The organism is Streptomyces sp. NBC_01515, assembly GCF_045040345.1.
Taxonomy (GTDB): Bacteria; Actinomycetota; Actinomycetes; order Streptomycetales; family Streptomycetaceae; genus Streptomyces.
Window position 1 is genome coordinate 2,043,236 of the sequence record NZ_CP109416.1, and the last position, 25,706, is coordinate 2,068,941.

Sequence of the window (25,706 nt, forward strand, 5' to 3'; positions counted from 1 at the left end):
CGCAACTTGGTTGCATTAATTTAGCGCAACCGGGTTGCACTAATAACGAAACAGTGTTTCGCTAGAGGTATGACACAGACATGGTTCATCACCGGTTCGTCCCGCGGCTTCGGCCGCAACCTCACCGTCGCGGCCCTGGAGGCCGGCGACCAGGTCGTCGCCACGGCACGCAAGCCGGAGCAACTGGACGACCTCGTGGAGAAGTACGGCGACCACGTACTCCCCGTCGCGCTCGACGTCACCGACCGGGCGGCCGCAACGGCGGCTCTACAGGCGGGGGTTGACCGCTTCGGCGGGATCGACGTGGTCGTCAACAACGCCGGGTACGCCAATCTCTCCCCGGTCGAGACGACACCCGAGGACGACTTCCGCCGACAGTTCGACACCAACTTCTGGGGCGTCTACAACGTCTCGACGGCGGCGCTCCCGTTCCTGAAGGCGCGGGGCGCGGGCACGGTCGTACAGTTCTCGTCCATCGGCGGCCGGGTCGGCGGGAACCCCGGGCTCGGGTCGTACCAGGCGGCCAAGTTCGCGGTCGACGGCTTCACGCGCGTGCTCGCGGCCGAGACCGCGCCGTTCGGCATCAGGTACCTCGTCGTGGAACCGGGCGGCTTCGCGACCGACTGGGCCGGTTCGTCGATGCAGATCCCTGACGTGGCGCCGGAGTACGACGAAACCGTCGGCGCGATGATCCGCCTCTTCGACGGTCCGGTGGTCGCCGCGGGCGACCCGAAGCGCGCCGGGGAGATCCTGGTCCGCGTCGTCAAGCAGCCGGACCTCCCCTCCCACCTCCTCCTCGGCGTCATTGCCGTAGAGATGGCGCAGAACTACTCACGCGACCAGATCGCGCAGGCGGCCGCATGGGAGCCGGTGAGCCGCTCGGCCGACTTCGACCAGGACTACCCGGTCGACCTCATAGAAACCGAGGCATAGCAAACCGCCCCACCCGGGCCACCGAAGAACGGGCCGCGACTCCCCCACCGTAGAAACGGAGCAGGAGCCGCAGCCCGCCACGACGAACCGACTCACCCTCAACTGGCCCCGGGCGCAGCCTCCTTGACGCGCTGCGCGGGGATCTCCCCGTCTTCCCGAACGGCTTCTTCCGGCACAGTCTCTTCCTCTACGGTCGCGGTCTCGCCTTCTTCTACGTCCGTGATCTCGCCGTCGAGGACCTTCTTCGCCCGCTCGATGTCGAGGGCGCCCTCCCAGCGGGAGACCGCGAAGACGGCGACGCAGTTGCCGAGGAGGTTGGTGACGACGCGCATCGAGTCCATGATGCGGTCCACGCCGAGGAGCAGGGCGACCGCGCCGGCCGGGATCGCGCCCAGGGAGGAGGCGGTCGCGGACAGGGCGAGGAAGGCCGAACCGGGGATGCCGGCCATGCCCTTGCTGGTGAGCATGAGCACCAGGACGACGGTGATCTGCTGGCCGAGGCTGAGGTCGACGCCGACGGCCTGCGCGATGAACAGGGTGCCGATGGAGAGGTAGAGGGAGGCGCCGTCGAGGTTGAAGGAGTAGCCGGTGGGCAGCACCAGGCCGACCGCGTCGTCCCGGGCGCCGGCTTTGCGCAGCTTCTGCATCACGCGCGGCATGACGGACTCGGTGGAGGCGGTGCCGAGCGCGAGGAGCATCTCCTCGCGGATGTAACGGAGGAACTTCCAGAGGCTGAGCCCGGTGACCATGCGCAGGGCGACGGCGAGTACCACGAGGAAGAGCGCGGCGGCGACGTAGCAGAGGATGATCAGCTTGGCGTAGGTCTTGATCACGCCGAGCCCGTACTGGCCGACCAGGACGGCCATCGCCCCGAAGACCGCGAGTGGGGCGAGCCGCATGACGAAGCCGACGATCGCGAAGATGATCTCCTGGGCCTGCTCGATGGCGGGCAGGACCTGCGGCACCTTGGTGTGGCCGAGGTGAAGCAGCGCGGCGCCCACCAGGCAGGCCAGGATGAGGACTTGGAGCAGGGAGTTCTCGGCGAAGGCGCCGATGAAGCTGGTGGGGAGCGCGTTGACGATGAACTCGGTCGTCGAGGGCAGCGCGGCGCCGCCCGTCTTCGCGTCCACCGCCGAGGTGTTGAGCGTCGACGGGTCGACGTGCATCCCGGATCCGGGCTGGACGACGTTGGCGAGGACCAGCCCGATGATCAGGGCCGCGGTGCTGGCGACCTCGAACCAGATCAGCGCCTTGAGACCGATCCGGCCGAAGGCCTTGAGGTCACCGGCCTTGGCGATGCCGACGACGACCACGCAGAACACGAGCGGCGAGATGATCGTCTTGATGAGCCGGGTGAATCCGTCGCCGAGGGGCTGGAGGTCCGTGGCCACGTCGGGCCACAGCTTCCCGACGAGGATGCCGAGGACGAGCGCGCAGGCGACCTGCGCGAAGAGTGAGGTACGCAGTATGCGTGCGACGCGTCGCGGCAGGGGCGGGACGGACGGCGGCACGGGCACTCCTTGAGGGGGGACGGTCGTTCGCGGAAGTCGAATGGGGGCAACTTCTGCGATACGGAAAGCGGCTTCCGACTGGATACTTTGAAGCCGTTGTTGATCGTCCGGAAAACCTCCGTGTGACGGCCGTGTAAATCACACACCTGGGTGACACATCGCACGCACGACGCCTCAGCAGCCGCTGCGGTCCTCGGTGAGCACCCCCTGCGCGGTCGCCAGCGAACGGTCGTAGCAGCCCCCCGAGCCGTACAGCCGGTAGCGCTCACTCGACGTCCCGACCGCGTGCCGCTGGTCGCGGGGCACGTTCAGCGTGTAGGTCGCGTCCCCGGTGTAGGTGTCGTCGAGCCGCGACCACCCGGTCCGCCGCCCGTCCCGCGTGTCGACGACCGCCGCCCGGTCGCCCAGCGTGAGTACGGTCCGCAGCCGGTCGTCCGTCCCGATCGTCGTCGCGCCGTTCATCGTGTACGTCCGGTGCGTGGCCGTCGTCCGGGCCGGTCCACGGCCGTCCACGGTCACCGACTCGTCGTCCGTCCAGGTCGCGTCGAGCCCGTCCATGTTCTCGCCGTCGGTCCAGCGGTGTACGGAGGTGTTCGCGAGCGTCCGGTCGACGGTGGTCCGCACCCGGCCGTGCGAGGTGTCGACGTACCCGGCCGTGGTCAGCCGATGGCCCGCGTCGGTGTCCACGCGCTCCTCCGAACCGGGCGTGTACGTCGAGGAGTTGGCAAGCTCGCCCGCCCGGTCGAGGGTGAGTTTTCCGGTGACGTGGGCGCGCTGCGCGTCCTGCCAGACGAGCACGTTCACCGGCGCGCTCCACCCGCTCTGCCCCTCGGGCACGCCCACGACGGAGACGTCGATGTGGTGCGGGCGGCCGTCGTTGAGCAGCCCGGCGAAGGGGGTGAGGTCGTATTCGATCGGCTTGACGTCGAAGGCGCGCGGGCCGGGAATGACGTACCAGAGGAAGGGGTCGGACCAGCCGCCGGTCCACACGTTCGGGAACGGGGCGGCGATTCCGGCGAGTTGACCGTCGACCTTGATCTGCACCTCGCGGTAGGGGCCCTTGTCGGCCTGGCAGGAGTACGGCGCCGAGTCGGGCACCGCGAGATACCAGAACTCCTCGCAGCCACCGCCGGAACCGGTCGCGTAGACCTCGGCGACGATGCGTTCGGTGTTGCGCGGGGTGGTGAGGGTCGAGTCGGCGGCGGGGGTGAGGACGCGGTCGGGGGTCTGCGCCGCCGCGGGTCTGCCCTCGTAGAACGTGAGGGTGGCCTTGACGCCGATGACGCCGGTGTACGTGTCGTCGACGACGTTGCCGATGAGCATCTCAACGTCCTGCGTGCTGCGGAAGGTGGCGCTGTAGCGCGTGACGTCCTTCTCTACGGACCAGGCGATGCCGTCGGGCGAGGGCTCCGGCGTGGAGGTGCGGAGGATCTCGACTCCGCCGACGTGCAGATAGCCGAGTCGGTCGTACTGCCGGCCCTTGACCGTGCCGTCGAGGCGGAGGACGACCTTGCTCCAGTGGTCGCCGCAGGCTTTGGGCGGTGTGTAAGTGCCCTGGTACGGGGTGAAGTCGCGGAACTCGGTGTCGGCGAGGGTGACTTGGCAGGACTTCGTCGCGGGCTTGGCGATGGGCGGGGCCACGGTGAGGGGGTCGTGCCAGTCGGTGCCGAACTCGGCGGGGACGTCGGCGGCTTGGGCCTTCATAGCGACCGACTGGGTCTCCGTGTCGGCCACTTGGGCCTTCGTGCCGACCGCTTGCGTCTTCATGTCGGCGGCTGGGGCGGGGCTCGCGCCGAGGAGGGTGCTCGCCAGGAGGGCCGCTCCGGCGAGCATGGACATGACTATCCGGCTTCTCATGGGCGGTGTTCTACCCCTTGAGGTCCGCCCTGTCCCCCATCAGCACCACGGGATGCCGGGCCGGGTCGAGTCTGCGCAGCAGGTACTCCATCGCCTCCTTGGACAGGCTGACGCAGGCCGACGTACCGCTGCCGTGGTCCAGGTGCAGCCAGATCCCGCCACCCTTGTCCTCGCCCTCGGGCTGCTCGGCGTCGTCGGGCGGGGTGCCGGGGACCCGGTTGTAGTCGATGGCGATGACGTAGTCGAAGTCGTGCCAGTGCGACTCGTCCCAGTCGCGCGGCGCCTCGTACGACTCGTCCTGGGAGTACGGGAGCGCCGTGCCCGGATCGTCGAGCACACCGCCCGCGGCGGTCAGCGTGAACACTCCGACGGGGCTGCGTTTGTCGCCGAGGTGGTGGTCGGTGGTCCAGCCCAGCTTGCCGTTGTGCGCGGGCCAACTGGCGGCCCGGGCCCAGGTGTTGCCGTGCTTGGTGAACAGGACGGCGGTGGAGTCCGGGGAGTCCTTGCCGTTGCCGTAGACCGTGAGGACCTGGCGCGTGTCGGTGGGGATGGCGCGCTGGAGCCGGTCGCCGACGTCCGGGATGCGGGTCGGGTCGGGGGCGGAGGTGGTGACGGCCGGCCTCGGGTGGGTCGCCCGGGCGCCGGGTCTCCCTTCCGTGCCGCCGGGGTGTCCGGAGTGCGGGCTTCCGCACGCGGACAGGGTCGTCATCGTCAGGAGGGAACCGAGAGCCGCCATCGCGACCGTCGCACGTCGTGTGCCGCCACTCTGCATCGGGCCATGGTCACATCGCATTCGGTGGCATTGCGTGAGGTCACGGACATCTCGCCCCTGATGGGTGAACGCCGGTTCTGACCCCCGGCGGGGAAAACCGCTTGCTTCCGACCACGCTGCGACGCGAACCTTTCACGGTTTGTTGCCGCGTTCCGCTCGCGGTCCGTCGCCGCGCTCCGCGGTTCCCTCCTCCCCCTTCCCGCCTGAACAAGAGCCACTGGGACGTCATGCAGATTCAAGACCTTCCGTATCCCGACCCGGGTGTGCCGGACGCGCGCTCGGGGCCCCGATTCCTGTGGTGGCTCGGCCGGAATCAGCTCGGTGGCCAGTTCAAGGCCCTGGCCTGGGGGCTGCTGCACTTCGTGTCCGTCTCCGCGCTGCCCTTCTGTGTGGGGTTCGCCGTGCAGGCCGTGGTCGACCGCTCCGGGAGTCGGCTGGCCCAGTCCGGCGGGCTGATGGTGCTGTGCGGGGCGGGCATCGCCGTGGGCGACACCTTCCTGCACCGGGCCGCCGTCACCAACTGGATCACGGCCGCCGCCCGCGTCCAGCAACTGCTGGCCCGCCAGGCGTCCCACCTCGGCTCGGCGCTGACCCGGCGGGTGGCCGCCGGTGAGGTGGTGGCCGTGTCGACGGGTGACGTCGAGAAGATCGGCTGGTTCGTGGAGGCGCTGTCCCGCTTCCTGGCCGCCGCGCTGACGCTCGTCATCGTGTGCGTCGGGCTGTTCGTGTACCAGCCCGCGCTCGGTGTCGTCGTCGCCGTGGGCGTGCCCGTGCTGGCGGTCTCGGTGCTGCCGTTGCTGCCCCGGGCCACCCGGCGCGCCGACGTGCAGCGCGAGAAGGCGGGCCGCGCCACCGAACTCGCCTCCGACACCGTCGCCGGACTGCGGGTGCTGCGCGGCATCGGCGGCGAGGACCTGTTCCTCGACCGCTACCGCCGTGCCTCCCAGGAGGTGCGCCACGCGGCCGTGCGCAGTGCCCGGATGTGGGCGGTCATCTCCGCGATCCAGGTGCTGATGCCGGGTCTGCTGCTGATCGCCATCGTCTGGCACGGCGTGCAGTTGGCCCGCCAGGGCCGGATCACGGTGGGCGAACTGGTCACCGTCTACAGCGCGGTGATGATCATGACCTACCCGCTCCGGCACTTCGAGGAGATCGCCATGGCGTACTCCTTCTCCCGGCCCTCGGCCAAACGCGCCGCGCGTGTGCTGTCCCTGGAGCGGGTCACCGACACCGGGGGGACGCGTGCGGCCGAGGTGCCCGCCGGGGATCTGTACGACCCGGACACCGGTCTGCTCGCGCCCTCCGGCCGGCTCACCGCCGTGGTGTGCGGCGACCCGGACGCGGCCGGGCGGCTGGCGGAACGGCTCGGCGGACACCCCGCCGAGGCGGGCACCTCCGTGCTCCTGGACGGCGTACCGCTCGACGACCTCCCCCTCGACTCGGCGCGCACCGCCGTCCTCGTCCAGGACAAGGACCCGGTACTGCTGTCCGGTTCTCTGCGCGAACTGCTCGACGTGCCCGCCTCGGGTGCGGTCGGCGCGGCGGAGGCGCTGGCCGCCGCGCAGTGCGGAGACGTGCTGGTGGCGCTCACGCAGGGCTCGCTCGACACCGAGGACCCGATGGACGCCCGCATCACGGAACGCGGACGCTCCCTCTCCGGCGGCCAGCGCCAACGGCTCGCCCTGGCACGGTCGTTGATCACGGACCCGGAGGTCCTCGTGCTGGACGAGCCGACCTCCGCCGTCGACTCCCACACCGAGGCCCGGATCGCCGACGGCGTACGGGAGTTGAGGACCGGCCGGACCACGGTGGTGTTCACCTCCTCGCCCCTGCTCCTGGACCACGCGGACCGGGTCGTGCTGGTGCACGAGGGCGCGGTCGTGGCGGTCGGCACCCACCGCGACCTGCTCCGGAGCGAGGCCCGGTACCGGGCGGTGGTCACGCGGGAGACCGAGGAGGAGTCCGCGTCGCTGAATGAACAGGCCTCCCTGCGGGGCGAGTTGAAGCAGGACGAGGCTCCTCTCCGAGGCGCCTTGGACGACGACGATGCCTCCTTGCGAGGTGCCATGGACGACGAAGCCGCTCTGCGGAGCGCACTGGAAGAAATCGAGGAGAGCGCATGATCGGCGTGGCGCCCCCGGCCTACGACCCGGCGGCCCCGACCACGGCCAACACCCTGCCGGTCGGCGCCCCCGCGACCGTACGCGCGTACGTGTCCGAACTGTTCCACCGGCATCGCCGTGCCTTCCTCCTTCTCGTCACCGTGAACACGGTCGCCGTGATCGCCTCGATGGTGGGCCCCTATCTGCTCGGCGATCTCGTCGAGCGGGTGTCGGAGGGAGCGCGGGAGCTCCATCTCGGCCTGACCATCGGGGTGTTCGTGGTCGCGCTCGCCGTGCAGGCCCTGTTCACCCGGCAGGTGCGGTTGCGGGGCGCGATGCTCGGCGAGCGGATGCTGGCCGACCTGCGCGAGGACTTCCTCGTCCGGTCGGTCGGGCTGCCGCCGGGTGTCCTGGAACGGGCGGGCACCGGCGACCTCCTGTCCCGCATCACCACCGACATCGACCGGCTCGCCAACGCGATGCGGGAAGCCGTGCCGCAACTCGCGATCGGCGTGGTGTGGGTGGTGCTGCTGATCGGCGGTCTCGTCGTCACCGTGCCGCCGCTCGCGCCCGCCGTGCTGATCGCGGTACCAGTGCTGGTGATCGGCTGCCGCTGGTACTTCAAGCGGGCACCGTCCGGCTACCGCTCCGAGGCCGCCGGGTACGCCGCCGTGGCCGCGGCCCTCGCCGAGACCGTGGACGCCGGCCGCACCGTCGAGGCCCACCGCCTCGGCGACCGGCGCATCGCCCTCTCCGAGCGCCGCGTCAAGGAGTGGACCGCCTGGGAGAACTACACGCTCTGGCTGCGGTCGGTGCTCTTCCCGGTCATCAGCGTCACCCATGTCACGGTGCTCTGCTCGGTCCTGATGCTCGGCGGAGTGTTCGTCCTGCGGGGCTGGATCGAGGTGGGCGAACTGACGACGGGCGCCCTCATCGCGCAGATGCTCGTCGACCCGGTGAACCTGATCCTTCGCTGGTACGACGAGCTCCAGGTCGCCCAGGTCTCGCTGGCCCGGCTGGTCGGTGTCCGTGACATCGAGCCCGACGCCGGGGACGCCGCGCTGTCCCCCGAGGGCCGGGACGTGCACGCGGACCGGGTGCACTTCGGCTACCGCGAGGGCGTCGACGTGCTGCGCAAGGTGTCCCTGGAGGTTGCGCCCGGCACCCGGCTGGCCCTGGTCGGCCCCTCGGGCGCGGGCAAGTCCACCCTGGGCAGGCTGCTCGCCGGCATCTACGCGCCCCGGGACGGCCGGATCACCCTCGGCGGCGCCGAACTTTCCCGGATGACCGCGGAACACGTCCGCTCCCATGTGGCCCTCGTCAACCAGGAGCACCACGTCTTCGTGGGCTCCCTGCGCGACAACCTCCTGCTCGCCCGGACCGACGCGGGGGACGCCGAGTTGTGGGCGGCGCTGGGCGCGGTCGACGCGGACGGGTGGGCGCGGGCACTGGACGACGGCCTGGACACCGAGGTCGGCTCGGGCGGGCTCGCGCTCACCCCGGCCCAGGCCCAGCAGATCGCGCTGGCCCGGCTGGTGCTGGCCGACCCGCACACGCTGGTCCTGGACGAGGCGACCTCGCTCCTCGACCCGCGGGCGGCCCGGCACCTCGAACGGTCCCTGGCGCGTGTCCTCGACGGCCGCACGGTCGTCGCGATCGCGCACCGTCTGCACACCGCCCATGACGCGGACGTCATCGCCGTCGTGGAGAACGGGCGGATCAGCGAGTTGGGGAGCCATGACGAGTTGGTGGCGGCGGAGGGGGCGTACGCGGCGTTGTGGCGGTCGTGGCACGGGTAGCTCCGCCGGTTGAGCGGTGACTGGGGTGCGGGTCGGTGAAGGGCTGGCCGGGGAGGGGCTGGTCGGGGAGGGTGTGACCGACCTGCCGGCCGGTGAGTGCCTGCGGGTCTGTGGGGGCTGGTCGCGCCCACGCGGTGGAGCCGCACATGTCACAGCCCCGCGCCCCTTTCGGGGCGCCTTGTCGCGGCGGAACCGGACGCTTGCCGTTGCGCCCGGGGGAAAAGGGGTGGAAGGCTGGGGAGTGGCACCGGTTCGGGGAGTGCCCGGGGACCATGTGGTTCGTGCCGGGCGCCGACTGTGCCCCGCACAGCGGCGACCCGCCGCCGACCGCGGTGAGAACGGGCCGGTCCCCTTCACCTGGAGGTACCCGTGAACAGCGCCGACGGATGGGGAGACGACGTCTACCAGCCCGACGGATCCGAGGTGCAGGACGACGCGGGTCTGCTCGACGCGGAGGACACCTTGATGGCCGACGGCGTCGAGGACCCCCTCGACCGCGGCTGGTCCCCGCCGGACCGCCCCTGGGCGGTGGAACGCGACGACGTGACGGCCGCCGAGCGCGAGCACGGCGAGACGCTCGACCAGCGCCTCGCCGAGGAGGTCCCGGATCTCGCCGTGTCCGACGACGACGGCCTCGGCGACTCCGAGGACACCGACGGCGAACTGCGCGACATCGAGGTCGGTGACGTCCGCTCCGGTCGGCTCGTGGCACCCGACGAAGGAGCACACGAGGACGAGGAGAGCGGCCTGATCGCCACGGACGTGGGCATCGACGGTGCCGCCGCCTCCGCCGAGGAGGCCGCGATGCACATCGTCGACGAGGACGAGGACTCCCTCTACGGCTGACCTCGCCGCCCCTTCGCCGTCCACCGCACCACCGTCGCAGGAGGAGCAGCCATGCAGCAGGACAAGCAGCCCGACTACCACCCCGTGGTCTTCCGGGACCGCGCCGCCGGATACGCGTTCCTGACCCGGTCCACCGCGACCAGCGACCGGACCATCGAGTGGGACGACGGCGAGACCTACCCGGTCGTGGACGTGGAGATCTCCTCGGAGAGCCACCCCTTCTACACCGGCAAGGCACGGACGGTGGACACGGAGGGCCGCATCGCCCAGTTCGAGCGGCGCTACGGCGGCGGCGAGGCGGGCCAGGGTTCCGACGGGGCGTGAGCCGGCGCGGGGATGGGCACGCGCACCCGCGCCGGAACCGAGGCCGGGCCTCAGATCACGTTGAGTGCCGCCGCGCAGCCCACTCCCCCGAGGAGTATGAACACCGGCATCAGCACCTTGAGCTCGACCCAGCTGCCCGCGCGGAACCGCATCACCTTCGGCGGCCCGATCGGGTACCAGCGCTTGCGGCCCAACGGGATGGGCCACAGGATCGGGCAGCCGGAGACGGTCAGCGCGTCCCCGATGTCGTGCACCAGCGCGCCCAGCACGACCGGCAGTCCCAGCCACAGGTACTGGTGCTGCTCGGTGAACAGCCAGTTCGAGCCGTTGCCGGGCTTGTCCAGCACGCCGGCGAGGATCCACGCGCTGGTCGCCGCCAGCAGCCACACCAGGATGTCGCTGCTGGAGCCGCGGGCCGCCCGCCACAGCAGGCCTTCGATGGCCAGCACCATGTGCACGAAGAGGATCGCCAGCACCCCCCAGCGGCCGCCCAAGATCGCCGCGGCCGAACTCCCCGCCCCGATCAGGACCGCCCACAGCCAGGTGTGGGTGAGGGTGCGGTGCCCGCCGGAGCGGCGCGGGTCGCCCTGCTTCCTGGTCCCCTTGTACGCGGCGTAGGAGAGCTTGTCGACGATCTCGCACAGGCCCCGGGAGACGGGTCCGAAGGCCCGGGAAATCGTGGCCGCCTTGTGGTCGAGGTCCGGGGCGAGCGCGGCGCCGGCACAGATCAGGGCGCCCACGAGGATCACCGGCCAGGGCATCGGGTGTCCGGCCGCTGCGGCCGCGGCTCCGACGCCGAGCCAGGCCGCCGCTCCCGACAGTGAGTGTGCTGGTCCCATCATGGCCGTTCCCCGCCCCATTCCTCTTACGCCGCCGGTCAGTTGCTCGGGCGCCCTGACACTCTGTCGGCGACACAGCGTAGCGGTAGCGATCTTCGTCCCCGCAGCCGATTCCCCCATCGGCCACGGCGCCAGGCAAGATGGGGTCGTGACCCTCATCGACCAGTTGCCGCCGACCGCAGATCCCGACGCCCTCTACGAAGCCTTCGAGTCGTGGACGAAGGAACGCGGTCTCACGCTCTACCCCCATCAGGAGGAGGCGCTGATCGAGGTGGTCTCCGGTGCGAACGTGATCGTGTCGACGCCCACCGGCTCCGGCAAGAGCATGATCGCCGCCGGTGCGCACTTCGCCGCGCTGGCCCGGGACGAGGTCACCTTCTACACCGCCCCGATCAAGGCCCTGGTCTCGGAGAAGTTCTTCGAGCTGTGCAAGATGTTCGGCACCGAGAACGTCGGCATGCTGACCGGCGACGCGTCGGTCAACTCCGACGCCCCGATCATCTGCTGCACCGCGGAGGTCCTCGCGTCGATCGCGCTGCGGGACGGCAAGCACGCGGACGTCGGCCAGGTCGTCATGGACGAGTTCCACTTCTACGCGGAGGCGGACCGCGGCTGGGCCTGGCAGATCCCGATCCTGGAACTGCCCCAGGCGCAGTTCATCCTGATGTCGGCCACGCTCGGCGACGTCGCGATGTTCGAGAAGGACCTCACCCGACGCACCGGGCGCCCCACGTCGGTGGTCCGCTCGGCGACCCGGCCGGTGCCGCTGTCCTACGAGTACAGGCTGACCCCGCTCACCGAGACGCTGACCGAGCTGCTGGAGACCAGGCAGGCGCCGGTCTACATCGTGCACTTCACCCAGGCGCAGGCCGTGGAGCGGGCGCAGGCGCTGATGAGCATCAACATGTGCTCGCGCGAGGAGAAGGACCAGATCGCCGAGCTGATCGGCAACTTCCGCTTCACCACCAAGTTCGGCCGCAACCTGTCCCGTTACGTACGGCACGGCATCGGCGTGCACCACGCCGGCATGCTGCCCAAGTACCGGCGCCTGGTGGAAAAGCTCGCGCAGGCGGGCCTGTTGAAGGTCATCTGCGGCACGGACACCCTCGGGGTGGGCGTCAACGTGCCCATCCGCACAGTGCTGTTCACGGCGCTGGCCAAGTACGACGGCATCCGGGTGCGCACCCTGCGCGCCCGTGAGTTCCACCAGATCGCCGGACGCGCCGGACGCGCCGGCTTCGACACGGCGGGGCTCGTGGTCGCGCAGGCCCCCGAGCACGTCGTCGAGAACGAGAAGGCCCTCGCCAAGGCGGGCGACGACCCGAAGAAGCGCCGGAAGGTCGTCCGCAAGAAAGCGCCCGAGGGCTTCGTCGGCTGGTCGGACACCACCTTCGAGAAGCTCATCACCTCCGACCCGGAACCGTTGACCTCCCGCTTCCGGGTCACACACACCATGCTGCTGTCGGTGATCGCCCGTCCCGGCAACGCCTTCGACGCGATGCGGCATCTCCTGGAGGACAACCACGAGCCGCGCAAGCAGCAGTTGCGGCACATCCGGCGCGCGATCGCCATCTACCGCTCGCTCCTGGACGGCGGCATCGTCGAGAAGCTCGACACCCCGGACGCCGAGGGCCGCATCGTGCGCCTCACGGTCGACCTGCAGCAGGACTTCGCCCTCAACCAGCCGCTGTCGACCTTCGCGCTCGCCGCGTTCGAGCTGCTGGACCCCGAATCGCCGTCCTACGCGCTGGACATGGTGTCCGTGGTCGAGTCCACGCTGGACGACCCGCGGCAGATCCTGGCCGCCCAGCAGAACAAGGCGCGTGGCGAGGCCGTGGCCGCGATGAAGGCGGACGGCGTCGAGTACGAGGACCGCATGGAGCGCCTCCAGGACGTCAGCTACCCCAAGCCGCTGGAGGAGTTGCTCTTCCACGCGTACAACACGTACCGCAAGAGCCACCCGTGGGTCGGCGACCACCCGCTGTCCCCGAAGTCCGTGATCCGTGACATGTACGAACGGGCCATGTCCTTCACGGAGTTGACCTCGTACTACGAGCTGGCCCGCACCGAGGGCATCGTGCTGCGCTACCTCGCCGGCGCCTTCAAGGCCCTCGACCACACCGTCCCGGACGACCTCAAGTCCGAGGACCTGCAGGATCTGATCGCCTGGCTCGGCGAGATGGTGCGCCAGGTCGACTCCAGCCTGCTGGACGAGTGGGAGCAGCTCGCCAACCCGGCGGAGATGACCGCCGAGGAGGCCCAGGAGAAGGCCGACCAGGTCAAGCCGGTCACCGCGAACGCGCGCGCCTTCCGGGTCCTGGTGCGCAACGCGATGTTCCGCCGCGTCGAACTCGCCGCCCTCGACCATGTCGACGAGCTGGGCGAATTGGACGCCGAGTCTGGCTGGGACGCGGACGCCTGGGGCGAGGCCATGGACAAGTACTGGGACGAGTACGAAGACCTCGGTACCGGCCCCGACGCCCGCGGGCCCAAGCTCCTGCTCATCGAGGAGGAGCCCCAGCACAACCTGTGGCGCGTTCGGCAGATTTTCGCCGACCCGAACGGCGATCATGACTGGGGCATCAGCGCGGAGATCGATCTCGCGGCCTCCGACACGGAGGGCCGTGCGGTCGTCCGTGTCACCGACGTCGGCCAGCTGTGAGCACAGGAGAATCCCACCCATGACGAACCCGGCAGAGCGGCTCGTCGACCTGCTCGACCTGGAGCAGATCGAGGTCAACATCTTCCGTGGCCGCAGCCCGCACGAGTCCCTGCAGCGGGTCTTCGGCGGCCAGGTCGCGGGCCAGGCGCTGGTCGCCGCGGGGCGCACCACGGAGGGCGACCGGCCCGTGCACTCGCTGCACGCGTACTTCCTGCGCCCGGGTCGGCCGGGCGTGCCGATCGTGTACCAGGTCGAGCGGGTGCGGGACGGGCGGTCGTTCACCACCCGTCGGGTCACCGGCGTGCAGCAGGGCCGCACGATCTTCAATCTGACCGCCTCCTTTCACAAGCCTGAGCAAGGTCCCTTCGAGCACCAGCTGCCGGCCCGCGAGGTCCCGGACCCGGAGTCCCTGCCGACAGTGTCGGAGGAGGTCCGGGCCCATCTGGGCGTGCTGCCCGAGCAGTTGGAGCGGATGGCACGCCGTCAGCCCTTCGACATCCGGTACGCGGACGGGCTGCGCTGGAGCGCCGAGGAGATCAAGGACGCCGAGCCGCGCAGCGCGGTGTGGATGCGCGCGGTCGGGCCGCTCGGCGACGATCCGCTGGTGCACACCTGCGCGCTGACGTACGCCAGCGACATGACGCTCCTGGACGCCGTCCGCATCCCCGTCGAACCCCTGTGGGGACCGCGGAACTTCGACATGGCGTCGCTGGACCACGCGATGTGGTTCCACCGGCCGTTCCGCGCGGACGAGTGGTTCCTGTACGACCAGGAGTCCCCGATCGCGACGGGCGGCCGCGGACTCGCCCGCGGGCGCATCTACGACCTGGAGGGACGCCTGCTCGTCTCGGTCGTCCAGGAAGGGCTGTTCAGAGCGCTGTAGCTGGTGGACGTGCTGCGCTGTGGCTCACGCGCTTCTGCGGCGCAGCCAGCCCAACATGCCGCGTGATCGCCCGGGTTCCGGCGCAGGCTCGGCCGGATGCTCGCCCGGGGACTGCGGTGGTCCGACGGGTTCGGCAGTCGGCGGTGCTCCAGCCGGTTCGACGATCGACCGTGGTGCAGCCGGTTCGGCGGTCGGCCGTGGTGCGGCTCGTCCGACGGCCGATTGTGGCGCGGTCGGTTCGGAGTTCGGTCGTGGTGCGGGGCGGTGGCCGCGTGCCTCGTCCAGCACCTGGGCCAGATCCGCTCGCAGCCAGCTGATCTCGTCCGGGTCCTCCGCCGTCATGATCCGCTCGGCGAGGTGGGCAGCGGGCGAGCCCGGAGCCCCGGAGGCGGGCGGGTCGGGCCGGAAGCGGTTCAAGTAGGCGCGCTCGTACGGGTCCTGCACGATTTCCGCGACCTGGACGGGGTCGAGCAGCGCGGCCAGGGCTCCGGCGCGCTCCCACGGGCCGTCGGCCTGGCGGAGCAGGAACCCGAGATGCCGTCCACGCCAGTTGCGGGGCCGTAGGTCCAGGCCTTCTCGCAGTTGGTCCCTCATTCCCTCGGGCGTACGGCCGTTCAGCAGGGCGGTGTGGTTCCTGTCGGCCGCGAACTGCCGTAGTTCTTCGGCGAGATAGAGCCAGACGACGGCCCGATAGCGGTTCAGATAGAACGTCACCGGCACCACCAGTCCCAGCCGGGCGAGGCGGGTGAACCTGGTGGAGGTGACCTGCATGAGGGTCGCGCCGTCCGTGGTGCCCACGGTCCTGACGCTTTCCAGGAGTGTTTCGGGGAATCCGTCCGCCGAGCGCAGTCGGTCGATCTCGGCGTGGGCGACGCGTCGGCCGCCACCCCCTTCGTCGGGCGCGGTGCGGATGCGTCCGAGATGTACGGCGAGGTCGAACTCGCCTCGCTTGAGCCCCAGTTCCCGTGCCGCGCGACTCGGCGTGCACGAGAGGTCGGACGGTTTGGTGATGGTGTTTCCTGCCATGGTCGATCTCCCCCGCGGAGTTCAATTCTCACGCTGTGTGCGCTTGCGATGAACAAACCGTAACCGGTCCGGCGGATCTCGTGGCAGGCCTGTGGATAACTCTGCGGAGGTCGAAGAAGTCGCAGGTCAGAGGTCTGTGACGGGGGTCCGCTCGGGCTGGCGGGCGTCCACGCCGAGGTGCTCGCCGACGCGGTTGACGAGGAGGGTCATCTCGTAGGCGATCTGGCCGATGTCCGCGTCCGCGCCGCTGAGGACGCACAGACAACTGCCGCTGCCCGCGGCGGTGACGAACAGGACGGCGTCGTCGAACTCGATCATCGTCTGCCGCACGCCGCCCGCGCCGAAGTGGCGCCCCGAGCCCTTGGCCAGGCTGTGCAGTCCGGACGAGACGGCGGCGAGGTGTTCGGCGTCCTCGCGGCGCAGGCCCGTGCTCGCGCCGGTCACCAGTCCGTCGTTGGACAGGACCAGGGCGTGGCGTACGTGCTCGACACGCTCGGTCAGATCGTCCAGCAGCCAGCTCAGTCCCTGGTTCTGTGCCATGTTCCGGCCTCCCCGTATCGCCTCTCCCCCTGGCCGGAGGATCTCTCGCCAGCCTTCCCCACCGCTGTCGCCCGGGCAAGGAGGATGGGGGCATGGCACAGAAGATGACTGACGAGGAATGGCGGGCGTTCGTCTCGCACGGCACGCGCACCGGCAAGCTGTCGACCGTTCGCGCCGATGGGAGCCCACATGTGGCGCCGATCTGGTTCCTGCTGGACGGAGACGATGTGGTGTTCAACACCGCGAAGGAAACGGTAAAAGGGCGCAATCTAGCCCGTGACGGGCGAGTCGCCCTGTGTGTGGACGACGATCGGCCGCCGTTCGACTTCGTGGTGCTGCAGGGGCGCGCCCACCTGTCGGAGGATCCGGTCGAACTTCGCCACTGGGCCGCCCGGATCGGGGCCCGCTACATGGGCGAGGAACGCGCCGAGGAGTTCGGCGCCCGCAACGGGGTGCCGGGCGAACTCCTCGTGCGCGTCACGGTCGAGAAGGTCCTGGCGCAGAAGCGCATCGCGGACTGAGGACCGTTGCCGGCGTCAGCCCACCGAGTCGAGCAGCCGGGCGGTGTGCATCCGCCCGGCGTACTCGACGAGCCGGATCAGCACCTCCTTCCCGGAGTCGCGGTCACGGGCGTCGCAGAGGACCACGGGAGTTCCCTGGTCGAGGTCCAACGCGCGGGAGACGTCACGGGCGCCGTAACTACGGGAGCCCGTGAAGCAGTTGACAGCCACCACGAACGGGATGTGCCGGTGCTCGAAGTAGTCGACCGCGGGGAAGCAGTCCTCAAGTCGCCGGGTGTCCGCGAGGACCACGGCCCCCAGGGCGCCCTGCGACAGTTCGTCCCACAGGAACCAGAAGCGGTCCTGGCCCGGAGTGCCGAACAGGTAGAGGGAGAGGCCGGACCTGATGGTGATGCGGCCGAAGTCCATGGCGACGGTCGTCGTGACCTTCTGGTCCACACCGTCGGTGTCGTCCACCAACTGGCCGGCCTCGCTGAGCAGTTCCTCGGTGCGCAGCGGCCTGATCTCGCTGACCGCGCCCACCATGGTGGTCTTGCCCACGCCGAATCCGCCGGCGACCAGGATCTTCAACGCCAGGGCGGTCGTCTCGCCGTCCTCGGCGTCGGACTGCTCGGAGACCATCGATCACTTCTCTCGGGAGTGCCGGCAACGCTCGACGTCCGTAGGCGTGCATCGTGGCAAGTGCGGCCTTCCCCCCGGGGGGTTGGACCGCTATTTGCCCGATGTGACCGCCTCGCACCCGTTCGGTGAGCGAAAGGGTGCGCAAGTCGGTGTCGTACGCGTTCGAGTGGTTCTGAAGTTTCGTCACAGTGCCCGTAGACCTTCGATCACCTCGCGCAGGATCCGTTCGTCGGGCAGCTGCGCGGGCGGCACCGGACGGCTGACGGTGACGCAGCCGAGCTCCAGGAGGTCGCCCAGGAGCACCCGGACCACCCCCAGCGGAAGGTCCGCTCCGGCGGCGAGTTCGGCGACGGACTGCGTTTCGGGGCGGCACAGGTCGATGAGGGCCCGGTGTTCCGGTCCCAGCCCGGTGTCGTCGTCGAAGCCGGGCGCGCCCGTGTCCAGCGTGACGAGTGCGATCAGGTCGAAACGCACCCCCGTAGGGCCTGATTTGGTACGCCCGCCCGTCATCGCGTAGGGGCGGACGAGAGGCCCGGCTTCCTGGTCGTACCACTGGCTGCCCGGCTCGCGCTGGGCACCGGTCGTGTCCTCGGTCATCGGAGCGCGTCGCCCTCTCGCCTCATCCGGCTGCGGGCGGCCGCGCACCGACGCGCGGCGGCGTGTAGAGGTGCTCGCCGACGCGCTTGACCAGCCGCGCCATCTCGTACGCCACGAGGCCTATGTCGGCCGTGACGGCGGTGAGGACGGCGAGGCAGGAACCGTCTCCGGCGGCGGCCACGAACAGGAACCCGTCGTCCATCTCCACCATGGTCTGCCGTACTCCGCCGGCTCCGAAGTGCCGCCCCGCGCCCTTGGCCAGGCTGTGGAATCCGGAGGCGACCGCGGCGAGGTGTTCGGCGTCCTCCCGCTTGAGATCGGTCGACGCGCCGACGGCGAGGCCGTCGTTGGACAGCACCACGACATGCCGTACTTCGCTCACGCGCAGCACCAAGTCGTCCAGCAGCCAGTCGAGTTCGCCGGACCGCTGGGCGGCCCTCATGCTCGGGTCCTGGATCACGCGGGGTCTCCTTCGCTGCTGTCGCTGCCCGCTGCGGGGCCTGGGGTGGCACCGCGGCCCGGTTGTCTGCCGCCGCCGCGCGTCCAGCCCTCGCGGTAGGCCGACATCCGGTCCCGTACGACCTCCGGGGTGCGGTGGTCGTCGCGTGGGGCGGCCGACGCCTGTTCCCGTTCCGCGGTGGGCTGTTCGCGGAGCTGGGGGGCGAGGTGCGCCTGCCGTACGCGGCGTGGGAGGTCGTCGTTCTCGTCGGTCCCTTCGGTGTCCTCGGGGGGACGGTGCAGTCGCAAGGTGGTGACTCCGGGGGGCGGGGTGTCGTTCGCCGGCTCCGCGGCGGCCCGTGTGGAGACCGCCAGGGCGGGCCGGTCGGCCGAGGCCGGGACGGACTCCTGGTGCTGGGGCGCGGCGGGTACGCGCGCGTACTCGCGTTCCACGGCCCGCTCCCCGTCCTCGACCGCCGCGCGCGGGGCACGTTCCGCCGCGCCGCCGTGCAGCAGCGCTGTCGGCAGCAGGACGACCGCAGTCGTTCCGCCGTAGGGCGAGGTCCGCAGGTGCACCTTGATGCCGTGGCGGGCGGCGAGCCGGCTGACCACGAAGAGGCCGAGCCGGTCGCTGTCGAAGAGGTCGAGGGCCTCGGACTGTTCGATGCGGCGGTTGGCGTCGCCCAGGGACTCCGCGCCCATGCCGAGGCCTCGGTCCTCGACCTCTACGGCGTAGCCGTTGCCGACGGGTTCGCCGGTGACCCGCACGCGCGTGTGCGGTGGCGAGAACTGGGCCGCGTTCTCCACGATCTCGGCGAGCAGGTGCGTGAGGTCGGCGACGGCGGTGCCGACGACGGCCGCCTCGGGGAGTTGCCGTACCTCCACGCGCGCGTAGTCCTCGACCTCGGAGACGGCCGCCCGGACGACGTTGGTCAGCGAGACCGGCATGCGCCAGGCCCGGCCGGGTGCCGCTCCGGAGAGGATGATCAGGCTCTCGGCGTGCCGTCGCATACGGGTGGTGAGGTGGTCGAGGCGGAACAGGTCGCTCAGTTCGTTCGGGTCCTCGGAGCGGCGTTCCATGCTGTCCAGAAGGTTGAGTTGACGGTGCACCAGGACCTGGCTGCGACGCGCGAGGTTGACGAAGACCCCGGAGATGCCGCTGGCGAGTTCGGCGCGTTCGACGGCGGCCCGCAGAGCCGCGCGGTGCACGGTGCTCAGGGCCTCGACGACCTGTCCGATCTCGTCCTCCGCGGGCGAACCGGGTGGGGCCTCCGCCTTGATGTCGATCTCCTCCCCCGCGCGCAGTCTCCGCATGGCCTCGGGGAGTTTGTGGCGGGCGATGCTCAGGGCGTCGTTGCGCAGACTCACGAGTTCGACGACGAGGCCGCGTCCGATGCGCACCGAGATGACGAGCGACGCGATGACGGCGGCGAGTCCGAGCAGGACCGCGGCACCGGCGGAGGTGAGCAGCCCGCGAGTGAAGGGATCGGCGCGATCGGCCACCCCGCCGCCCGCGTCCGACTCGATGATGCGCATGCCGTCCTGCACGCGTGCGTGCGCGTTGTTCCAGGTGGTCTCCGGAGCCGCGGCGATCGCCCTGGTGCCCGAGTTGGTGGCGAGGACCTTGTCCTCGACGGTGCCGACCGCGGCGTAGTCGCTGGTGTCGGCGAGCTGCTGCCAGGCGGCGCGTTCGGAGCCGCGCAGGTCCTCGACGGCGGAGTCGGTGAGGGTGCGTCGGGTGTCGACGGCGCCGGTGAACAGCCTCAGCCGCTCCCCGTCGAGCCTGCCGTCGAGACGGGCGCCGGCGAGCATCACGTCCTCCTGGGACAGTGATTCCCCGGCCCGGGAGAATTCGAGGAGCACGCGCGCGTCGGATCCGAGGTCGGCGTCCTGGATTCCGGTGAGCGCACCGCCCACGGCGAAGGCCGTCGCGATGGTCTTCGTGTACTGCCCGTAGGTCTCGTCCCACCCCGCGCGGTGCGCGAGCACGTCGGTCCGCAGTGAGCGCAGTTGCTCGGCTCCGGTGACGAAGGTCTTCAGGCGCCGGGCGACTCCGGCGGGCAGTTCCTCGCCGTCGGCAACGGTGTTGTCGTCGCCGAGCCGCAACCGGGCGACCGCCCGGTCCGTGCTCGCCGCCAGCTTCTTCAGATCCCCGCTCTGCTCGGCGTCGGGGTCGGTCGCGTAGCGCACGGCGGCCGACCGCTCGGCCTGCAACGCCGCGACGGCCGCTGCTACGGGGCTGCGCACCGCGGAGTCCACGCGCTGCAACTGCCGTAGCCGGGAGACGTCCTGGGCGGTGCTGACAGTGGCGTACGCCCACAGCGCGAGCAGGGAGACGACCGGCACCATCAGCAGGCAGACGATCTTGGCTCGCACGGTACGGGGACGCATCCGCCATCGTCCCGCGCGCGGGGGTATGTCCTCCGACGGGGCGTCCAGGGGGTCGTCGAAGAGTTCGTCGGCGGGTGGTCCGGCGTGCGCGCGACGACCGCGCACGGGCGGCGCCTCGGCGCCGGCTCTCGGGGTCCTACGGGGGGTACGCATGGCCTCCTCGCTCGGAAGTGGTTCTCAGGGGCGTGCTGCGCGGGCCGGGCTAGCGGGCGACGCTCTCGACCGGCCGCTGGGCCGAGGCGGTGGCCTCGCGTTCCCCCGTGGTCGGCGACAGCGCGACGAACGCCGAGGTCAGGAACAGGTAGGACCCGAGGCCCACGGCGAGGGGGAAGATGAACTGCATCGCCGTGGCGCCGGGAAGGACCGCCCCTGAGGGCGTGACATGCACGCGCACCGCGAACATGCCGGTGTAGTGCATGCTGCTGACGGCCGCTCCCATGACGAGGGAGGCGGCGGTGACGGCCACGGGCGACTTGATGTTGAGGGCCGCCCACAGGGCCGCGGTCGCCGCGACGACGGCGATGAGCACGGAGAGTGCGACGAGCATCGGGTCGTAGCTCACGTCTCCGTGCAACCGCATCGCCGCCATGCCCAGGTAGTGCATGCTCGCGACGCCCAGTCCGGTGGTGAGGCCGCCGAGGACGAGCGCGCGGCCCCGGTCGCGGCCGTAGCCGACCGCGAAGACGCCCGCACAGACGACGACCATGGCGACGAGGAGGCTGAGCATGGTCAGGGGGACGTCGTAGCGGATGTCGGTGCCGCTGACGCCGAAGCCGAGCATGGCCACGAAGTGCATGGTCCAGATGCCGGTGCCGAGCGCGGAGGCCGCGGTGATGAGCCAGTTGCGGCGCGACCGGCCGGTCGCGCCGAGCGCGCGGACGGTGCAGCGCAGCCCGAGTGCGGAGCCCATGCAGGCCATCACGTATGACAGCGCGGGGGTCAGCCAGCCGAAGGTGGCGTGGTCCAGGTGTCCCATGACCAGGGGACGCTAGTAGGGGCATGGGTGCACAAAGGGGGCGCATTTCGAAAGGTGTTGCAATCTGACGCGGAGAGGTACCTGAACGACCGCGTCACGCTCGAACATGTGCGCCGAAGCGTCATCCGTGTCGGTGAGGGATCATGCGGAACATGAGCGACGACCACACGCATGTCCAGGAGTTCTTCGGTGCGCGCGCCGCCGACTGGGACAGCCGCTTCCCCGACGACGGCCCCGTCTACGCCGCCGCGGTCGCCGAACTCGGGCTGCGTGCGGGAGACCGGGTGCTCGACGCGGGCTGCGGGACCGGGCGCGCGCTGCCGCCGCTCCGTGGGGCCGTGGGACGGTCCGGAGTGGTGCTCGGCGCCGACCTGACCCCGGCCATGCTGGAGGCCGCCGTACGGGCCGGACGGGGCCACGACGGGCTCCTGCTGCTCGCCGACGTCGCCGCGCTGCCGGTGCGGTCGGAGTCGCTCGACGCCGTGTTCGCGGCGGGCCTGATCGCTCATCTGCCCCAACCTGAGGAGAATCTACGGGAGTTGGCGCGCGTGGTGCGCCCCGGCGGCACGCTGGCCCTCTTCCACCCGATCGGCCGGGCAGCACTCGCGGCGCGTCAGGGGCGCCAGATCACACCGGACGACCTGCGCGCGGAGCCCAACCTCCGCCCGCTGCTGGCCGGTTCGGGGTGGCGCATGACGTCGTACGCCGACGAGGACGCCCGTTTCCTGACGCTGGCCGTGCGCGAGAGCTGAGCCCGCGCGCGGGTCACACGTTTCCCGCGACCGTCGCCGCGAAGGGCTTCGGGGTCGTGCGCAAGACGGGGTCGGATCCGCACCGTAGTCCCGCAGCGGGCCGAACTGGCATAGCTGCGGGCCACGTTGGAGTCACTCGACGGCTGACCCGTCTCCGTGCGGAGCGCTGGATGCGCGCTTCACCGCACCGGCCCCCTTCTGCCGCCACAACTCCAACTCTACGTTGGGTAGCACTAGATGAACGGTCAGCGACAGGGAATCACGCAGGGGAAGGTGGTCAGCATGTTCGACAGGCCCCGTAAGACCTTCGCCAGATTTCTCACCTCCACGCGCGCGGAGCCGAGCAGCGGCCCGCAACGGCGCCCGCACAATCTCTTCGAGGCCGCCGCCGTGTACGTGTCGGCCCGCGCCGAGGACGACCAGGACCGGATCGACGAGGCCGCGGGCTGGGTGTCGCCGGAGGCGCTGTCCTTCGGGGTGAGCGAGCTGGCGTGCCGGGCCGTCGTCGCGCTCGCCAGGGAGCGTGACGAGTCGCCAAGGACGGTGGCTCGTGCGCTTCTTGGGCTCCCCGCGGCCTGACAGTTCGGGTCACCGGAGGTCATTTCGCCCTGTCCAGCCGGAAAACTGCAGCTCCGGGTGTACTTGGGAGTCGTGACAAGCGGCTTCCGCGCACACTAGGGTGCGCGCGATTGGACGAATGATGGGGAGGCTGGGATGGCCGACACGGATGAAGAGGCCGTCGCCGCCGAGGACGATGCGCTCTATGTGCTCACGGCGGTGCTGCTGACGCCGGCGAAGTTCCCGAGTGTGCTGGGCGACGACTACCCGGAGGCCTGTGCGGCGCTCGGTATGGCGCCGCTCGCCGACGGGTACGGCCTGGTTCTCGGCCAGGACGGCGACGGGTCGCGGTGGACGGTCGTCATCGACGATGTATCGCTGGTCGCGGTCGCCATCGCGTCCTGGGACTGCGGCATGGAGTACGACCTGTCGCCGAGCGAGCGCACGGTGGTCGCCGCCTTGCCGGGCTGGCCGCTCGCGGTCGCCGTGGCGGCTCCCAACGTGCCCGCGCCGCACGATCCGGACCCCGACCTCGTGGACCGGCCACCGCTGACTCCTCCGGACACCACCACCTGGGGTCCGGCACAGCGACGGCTGGGTGCCGACGAAATCGCGCTGCAATGGGCCTTGTGGCGCGAGCAGATCGACGACTCGACCTTCTCGACGCAGGAGGCGCAGGAGGCGCAGCACGGGGCCAGTGACGCGTCGAAGACGCACGAGGCCGCCTCGGACGTCACCCGCGATTCCGCCGCCTCCGACGCCGCCACCTCCGACGCCGCGACCGACGCGGACGGAACACCGTCGGACGGCAACACCTCGGACGGAACCTCTGCGAGCGGCACCGGGGAAGGCCCGCAGGCGGGCCACAGCGGGGTCCGTCGGGTGCTGACGGAGGTCCGCGCGTACGTCGACTCCCCGCCGCCCCTCGGCCGCGTCAGATCGTCCTTCGCACCGGGCGACGCACGCACGCTCCGCGCCGACGGCCCCGGTTGGTCGCTGGTGGCCCGAACCGACGACATAGCGTTCGTCCTCCTCGACGACGAGCCCGGCGAGGTCCTACCGGTCGGCCGGGGCCCCGAGCTGCCCGGCCTCCTGGAAGCGCTCGACAAGCTGGCCGTACGGCCGAGTTGAGCCCTTGGGCGCGGATACGGGCGGCCTTGGGCCCGGGAGCCCGGACGCTCGGGTCACGCTCGATCGACCGGGTCGACGAGGAAGGCTCGGTTCGTGGACGGTGCTCGGCAGCGCACCGTCCGCAGGGCCGCTATCGGCAGTCCCGCGAACGGCGCTGTGCTGTGCTCTGCTCCTGTACGCCGGGCCGGAACACAGTCGGGCATCCGTGCCGTCAGCGGCCGATCTCCTTGCCCGCCGCGCGGCGCAGCCGACGCCGCTGCGAGGGGTCCAGCGTGAGATATGCGGCCGTCGGCACTCCCACGACGATCAGGAATGAGACCCACCAGGGCAGCCAGATCAACAGGATCAGCCCGACCGCCACACCTCCTACGGCGATCTTCGCGTTCTTCGACATATGTCGCCTCCTCCGCGGCCGGAGCCGCACTCTGTTCTGAAAACGGGTCCGCGCTCCTCACAGTTCCGGATCGCGACCCTGAGACATCCCTGAGGCGCTTCCCCTACTGGTATCCGGGCCGTCGGCTGTTCCGTCACTCCGTCCACTCCATGCGCAGCGGCTCCCCCACCTCGTGGAGGTGGCGCAGGGCCTGCCGGTAGGAGTCGACGAGCCCCGTCTCCACGTAGGGGATACCCACATCCTGACAGTGGGCGCGCACCAGGGGTTGTGCGAGCCGCAGATTGGGTCGCGGCATGCTCGGGAAGAGGTGGTGTTCGATCTGGTAGTTGAGGCCGCCGAGGAACCAGTCGGTCAGGACGCCGCCGCGGATGTTCCGCGAGGTGAGGACCTGACGGCGGAGATGGCCCCACCGTTCGCCGTTCGGGTCCGGCATCTCCATGCCCTTGTGGTTGGGCGCGAAGGCCAGGCCGAGGTGCAGGCCGAACAGGGCCTGGTGCAGCGCGGCGAACGCGAGTGCCTTCCCCGGGGACATCGAGATGAGCAACAGCGTCGCGTAGGCCACGACATGGCTCACCAGAAGAGCGCCTTCGACGACCCGCTCGCGACGGGGCTGGCGCCTCAGATCCTGGAAACCGTGGACCTTGAGAGCGATGCCTTCGAGGAGCGTGAGCGGGAAGAACAGCCATGCCTGGTTGCGGGTGAGCCAGCGCCGGAATCCTGAGCGGTACTTGGCCTGCTCTCCGGTGAAGACGAGGATGTCGGCGACAACGTCCGGGTCCTTGTCGATGTGATTGGGGTTGGCGTGGTGGCGGTTGTGCTTGTCGTTCCACCAGGAGAAGCTCATCCCCAGCAGCAGGTTGCCGTGGATCAGGCCGATGACGCGGTTGACGGCCTTGCCGCCGGCGATCTGGGAGTGGCCCGCATCGTGGCCTATGAAGGCCGTGCGGCCACCGAACACGGCGAGCAGCGGGGCCAGGAGCAGCGTCAGCCAGGAGTCGCCGATCAGGACGATGCCGGTGACGATGCCGCCCACCGCGAGGGCGTTGGCGGCGACGCAGCGCGCGTACCAGGCATACCGCCGCTCCAGTAGACCTCTGCCCTTGACCGTGCGCAGGAGGGGCGCGAACTCGCTTCCTGGGGGCGCCGCGACGGCATCCCCCGGATCGTGCGCGCCGATGACTGCGGTGGTCTGGGACATGTCCGGTCTCCGGCTCTCTCAGGCAACGGGCTGAC

The 25,706-nt window shown here is 70.5% G+C and carries 24 protein-coding genes; 11 read left to right on the forward strand and 13 right to left on the reverse strand.

Annotation, left to right across the window (positions count from 1 at the left end):
* Positions 1 to 69 precede the first annotated feature (69 nt).
* Positions 70 to 933, forward strand: coding sequence for an SDR family NAD(P)-dependent oxidoreductase (locus tag OG407_RS08960; RefSeq protein WP_405856702.1), 864 nt, complete (start codon positions 70 to 72; stop codon positions 931 to 933).
* Positions 934 to 1,031: 98 nt separating this feature from the next.
* Here OG407_RS08960 and OG407_RS08965 read toward each other — a convergent pair whose 3' ends face one another.
* The 3 genes from OG407_RS08965 to OG407_RS08975 form a co-directional block, all read right to left on the reverse strand.
* On the reverse strand, positions 1,032 to 2,444 hold the full coding sequence (locus OG407_RS08965) for a cation:dicarboxylate symporter family transporter (protein ID WP_405856703.1): 1,413 nt from the start codon (positions 2,442 to 2,444) through the stop codon (positions 1,032 to 1,034).
* Between the two features lie 174 nt (positions 2,445 to 2,618).
* Positions 2,619 to 4,301, reverse strand: a complete 1,683-nt coding sequence (locus tag OG407_RS08970; RefSeq protein WP_405856705.1) for a peptide-N4-asparagine amidase — start codon at positions 4,299 to 4,301, stop codon at positions 2,619 to 2,621.
* A gap of 10 nt (positions 4,302 to 4,311) precedes the next feature.
* Positions 4,312 to 5,073: a L,D-transpeptidase family protein gene (locus OG407_RS08975; protein ID WP_405856707.1), complete on the reverse strand. Its 762-nt coding sequence runs from the start codon at positions 5,071 to 5,073 to the stop codon at positions 4,312 to 4,314.
* A 227-nt stretch (positions 5,074 to 5,300) separates the two neighbouring features.
* Here OG407_RS08975 and OG407_RS08980 point away from each other — a divergent pair, with 227 nt between their 5' ends.
* The 4 genes from OG407_RS08980 (at position 5,301) to OG407_RS08995 (ending at position 10,144) form a co-directional block, all read left to right on the forward strand.
* Positions 5,301 to 7,196, forward strand: a complete 1,896-nt coding sequence (locus OG407_RS08980; RefSeq protein WP_405856708.1) for an ABC transporter ATP-binding protein — start codon at positions 5,301 to 5,303, stop codon at positions 7,194 to 7,196.
* Positions 7,193 to 8,974: an ABC transporter ATP-binding protein gene (locus tag OG407_RS08985; RefSeq protein WP_405856710.1), complete on the forward strand. Its 1,782-nt coding sequence runs from the start codon at positions 7,193 to 7,195 to the stop codon at positions 8,972 to 8,974. The genes OG407_RS08980 and OG407_RS08985 overlap by 4 nt, the downstream gene beginning before the upstream one ends.
* A gap of 369 nt (positions 8,975 to 9,343) precedes the next feature.
* Positions 9,344 to 9,820: a DUF5709 domain-containing protein gene (locus tag OG407_RS08990; protein WP_403593456.1), complete on the forward strand. Its 477-nt coding sequence runs from the start codon at positions 9,344 to 9,346 to the stop codon at positions 9,818 to 9,820.
* Positions 9,821 to 9,871: 51 nt separating this feature from the next.
* On the forward strand, positions 9,872 to 10,144 hold the full coding sequence (locus OG407_RS08995; protein WP_327405785.1) for a type B 50S ribosomal protein L31: 273 nt from the start codon (positions 9,872 to 9,874) through the stop codon (positions 10,142 to 10,144).
* A 50-nt stretch (positions 10,145 to 10,194) separates the two neighbouring features.
* Here the strand turns inward: OG407_RS08995 and OG407_RS09000 are convergent, their stop codons facing one another.
* Positions 10,195 to 10,986: a metal-dependent hydrolase gene (locus tag OG407_RS09000; RefSeq protein WP_405856713.1), complete on the reverse strand. Its 792-nt coding sequence runs from the start codon at positions 10,984 to 10,986 to the stop codon at positions 10,195 to 10,197.
* 145 nt (positions 10,987 to 11,131) lie between these two features.
* Between OG407_RS09000 and OG407_RS09005 the strand changes: the two genes are divergently transcribed.
* Entirely contained in the window at positions 11,132 to 13,645 is a 2,514-nt protein-coding gene (locus tag OG407_RS09005; protein WP_405856715.1) for a DUF3516 domain-containing protein, read from the forward strand.
* A 19-nt stretch (positions 13,646 to 13,664) separates the two neighbouring features.
* Positions 13,665 to 14,528, forward strand: coding sequence for an acyl-CoA thioesterase II (locus tag OG407_RS09010; RefSeq protein ID WP_327405782.1), 864 nt, complete (start codon positions 13,665 to 13,667; stop codon positions 14,526 to 14,528).
* A 24-nt stretch (positions 14,529 to 14,552) separates the two neighbouring features.
* On the opposite strand, the gene OG407_RS09015 is transcribed toward OG407_RS09010, so the two are convergent.
* Both OG407_RS09015 and OG407_RS09020 read right to left on the reverse strand, forming a co-directional pair.
* The gene (locus OG407_RS09015) at positions 14,553 to 15,554 is read right to left on the reverse strand and encodes a DUF6397 family protein (RefSeq protein WP_405856717.1); all 1,002 of its coding nucleotides are present in this window, start codon (positions 15,552 to 15,554) and stop codon (positions 14,553 to 14,555) included.
* Positions 15,555 to 15,680: 126 nt separating this feature from the next.
* Entirely contained in the window at positions 15,681 to 16,094 is a 414-nt protein-coding gene (locus OG407_RS09020; RefSeq protein WP_019062680.1) for a roadblock/LC7 domain-containing protein, read from the reverse strand.
* Between the two features lie 92 nt (positions 16,095 to 16,186).
* Here OG407_RS09020 and OG407_RS09025 point away from each other — a divergent pair, with 92 nt between their 5' ends.
* A complete protein-coding gene (locus tag OG407_RS09025) occupies positions 16,187 to 16,615 on the forward strand; it encodes a PPOX class F420-dependent oxidoreductase (RefSeq protein ID WP_365610110.1) in 429 nt (142 codons plus the stop codon).
* A 15-nt stretch (positions 16,616 to 16,630) separates the two neighbouring features.
* Here OG407_RS09025 and OG407_RS09030 read toward each other — a convergent pair whose 3' ends face one another.
* From OG407_RS09030 to OG407_RS09050, 5 genes are all read right to left on the reverse strand, one after another.
* Positions 16,631 to 17,236: a GTP-binding protein gene (locus OG407_RS09030; protein WP_403593473.1), complete on the reverse strand. Its 606-nt coding sequence runs from the start codon at positions 17,234 to 17,236 to the stop codon at positions 16,631 to 16,633.
* A 183-nt stretch (positions 17,237 to 17,419) separates the two neighbouring features.
* Entirely contained in the window at positions 17,420 to 17,833 is a 414-nt protein-coding gene (locus OG407_RS09035; RefSeq protein WP_365308909.1) for a DUF742 domain-containing protein, read from the reverse strand.
* 22 nt (positions 17,834 to 17,855) lie between these two features.
* Positions 17,856 to 18,293: a roadblock/LC7 domain-containing protein gene (locus tag OG407_RS09040; RefSeq protein WP_019062684.1), complete on the reverse strand. Its 438-nt coding sequence runs from the start codon at positions 18,291 to 18,293 to the stop codon at positions 17,856 to 17,858.
* Positions 18,290 to 20,815, reverse strand: a complete 2,526-nt coding sequence (locus tag OG407_RS09045) for a nitrate- and nitrite sensing domain-containing protein (RefSeq protein ID WP_405856720.1) — start codon at positions 20,813 to 20,815, stop codon at positions 18,290 to 18,292. Before OG407_RS09045 ends, OG407_RS09040 begins: the two co-directional genes overlap by 4 nt.
* Before the next feature lie 49 nt (positions 20,816 to 20,864).
* Entirely contained in the window at positions 20,865 to 21,638 is a 774-nt protein-coding gene (locus tag OG407_RS09050) for an MHYT domain-containing protein (RefSeq protein ID WP_405856722.1), read from the reverse strand.
* A 152-nt stretch (positions 21,639 to 21,790) separates the two neighbouring features.
* Here OG407_RS09050 and OG407_RS09055 point away from each other — a divergent pair, with 152 nt between their 5' ends.
* The 3 genes from OG407_RS09055 to OG407_RS09065 all read left to right on the forward strand — a co-directional run bounded on the left by OG407_RS09055 (position 21,791) and on the right by OG407_RS09065 (position 24,079).
* Positions 21,791 to 22,390 (forward strand): class I SAM-dependent methyltransferase, encoded by a 600-nt coding sequence (locus tag OG407_RS09055; protein WP_405856724.1) that lies wholly within the window; start codon positions 21,791 to 21,793, stop codon positions 22,388 to 22,390.
* Between the two features lie 282 nt (positions 22,391 to 22,672).
* The gene (locus OG407_RS09060) at positions 22,673 to 22,969 is read left to right on the forward strand and encodes a hypothetical protein (RefSeq protein ID WP_328684887.1); all 297 of its coding nucleotides are present in this window, start codon (positions 22,673 to 22,675) and stop codon (positions 22,967 to 22,969) included.
* Positions 22,970 to 23,104: 135 nt separating this feature from the next.
* Complete coding sequence (locus tag OG407_RS09065) at positions 23,105 to 24,079, forward strand: hypothetical protein (RefSeq protein ID WP_405856726.1); 975 nt, start codon at positions 23,105 to 23,107, stop codon at positions 24,077 to 24,079.
* A gap of 211 nt (positions 24,080 to 24,290) precedes the next feature.
* Here the strand turns inward: OG407_RS09065 and OG407_RS09070 are convergent, their stop codons facing one another.
* Together OG407_RS09070 and OG407_RS09075 are read right to left on the reverse strand one after the other, a co-directional pair.
* Positions 24,291 to 24,473 (reverse strand): NfeD family protein, encoded by a 183-nt coding sequence (locus tag OG407_RS09070; RefSeq protein WP_405856728.1) that lies wholly within the window; start codon positions 24,471 to 24,473, stop codon positions 24,291 to 24,293.
* Positions 24,474 to 24,606: 133 nt separating this feature from the next.
* Positions 24,607 to 25,671, reverse strand: coding sequence for a fatty acid desaturase family protein (locus OG407_RS09075; protein WP_405856730.1), 1,065 nt, complete (start codon positions 25,669 to 25,671; stop codon positions 24,607 to 24,609).
* Positions 25,672 to 25,706: the final 35 nt, after the last annotated feature.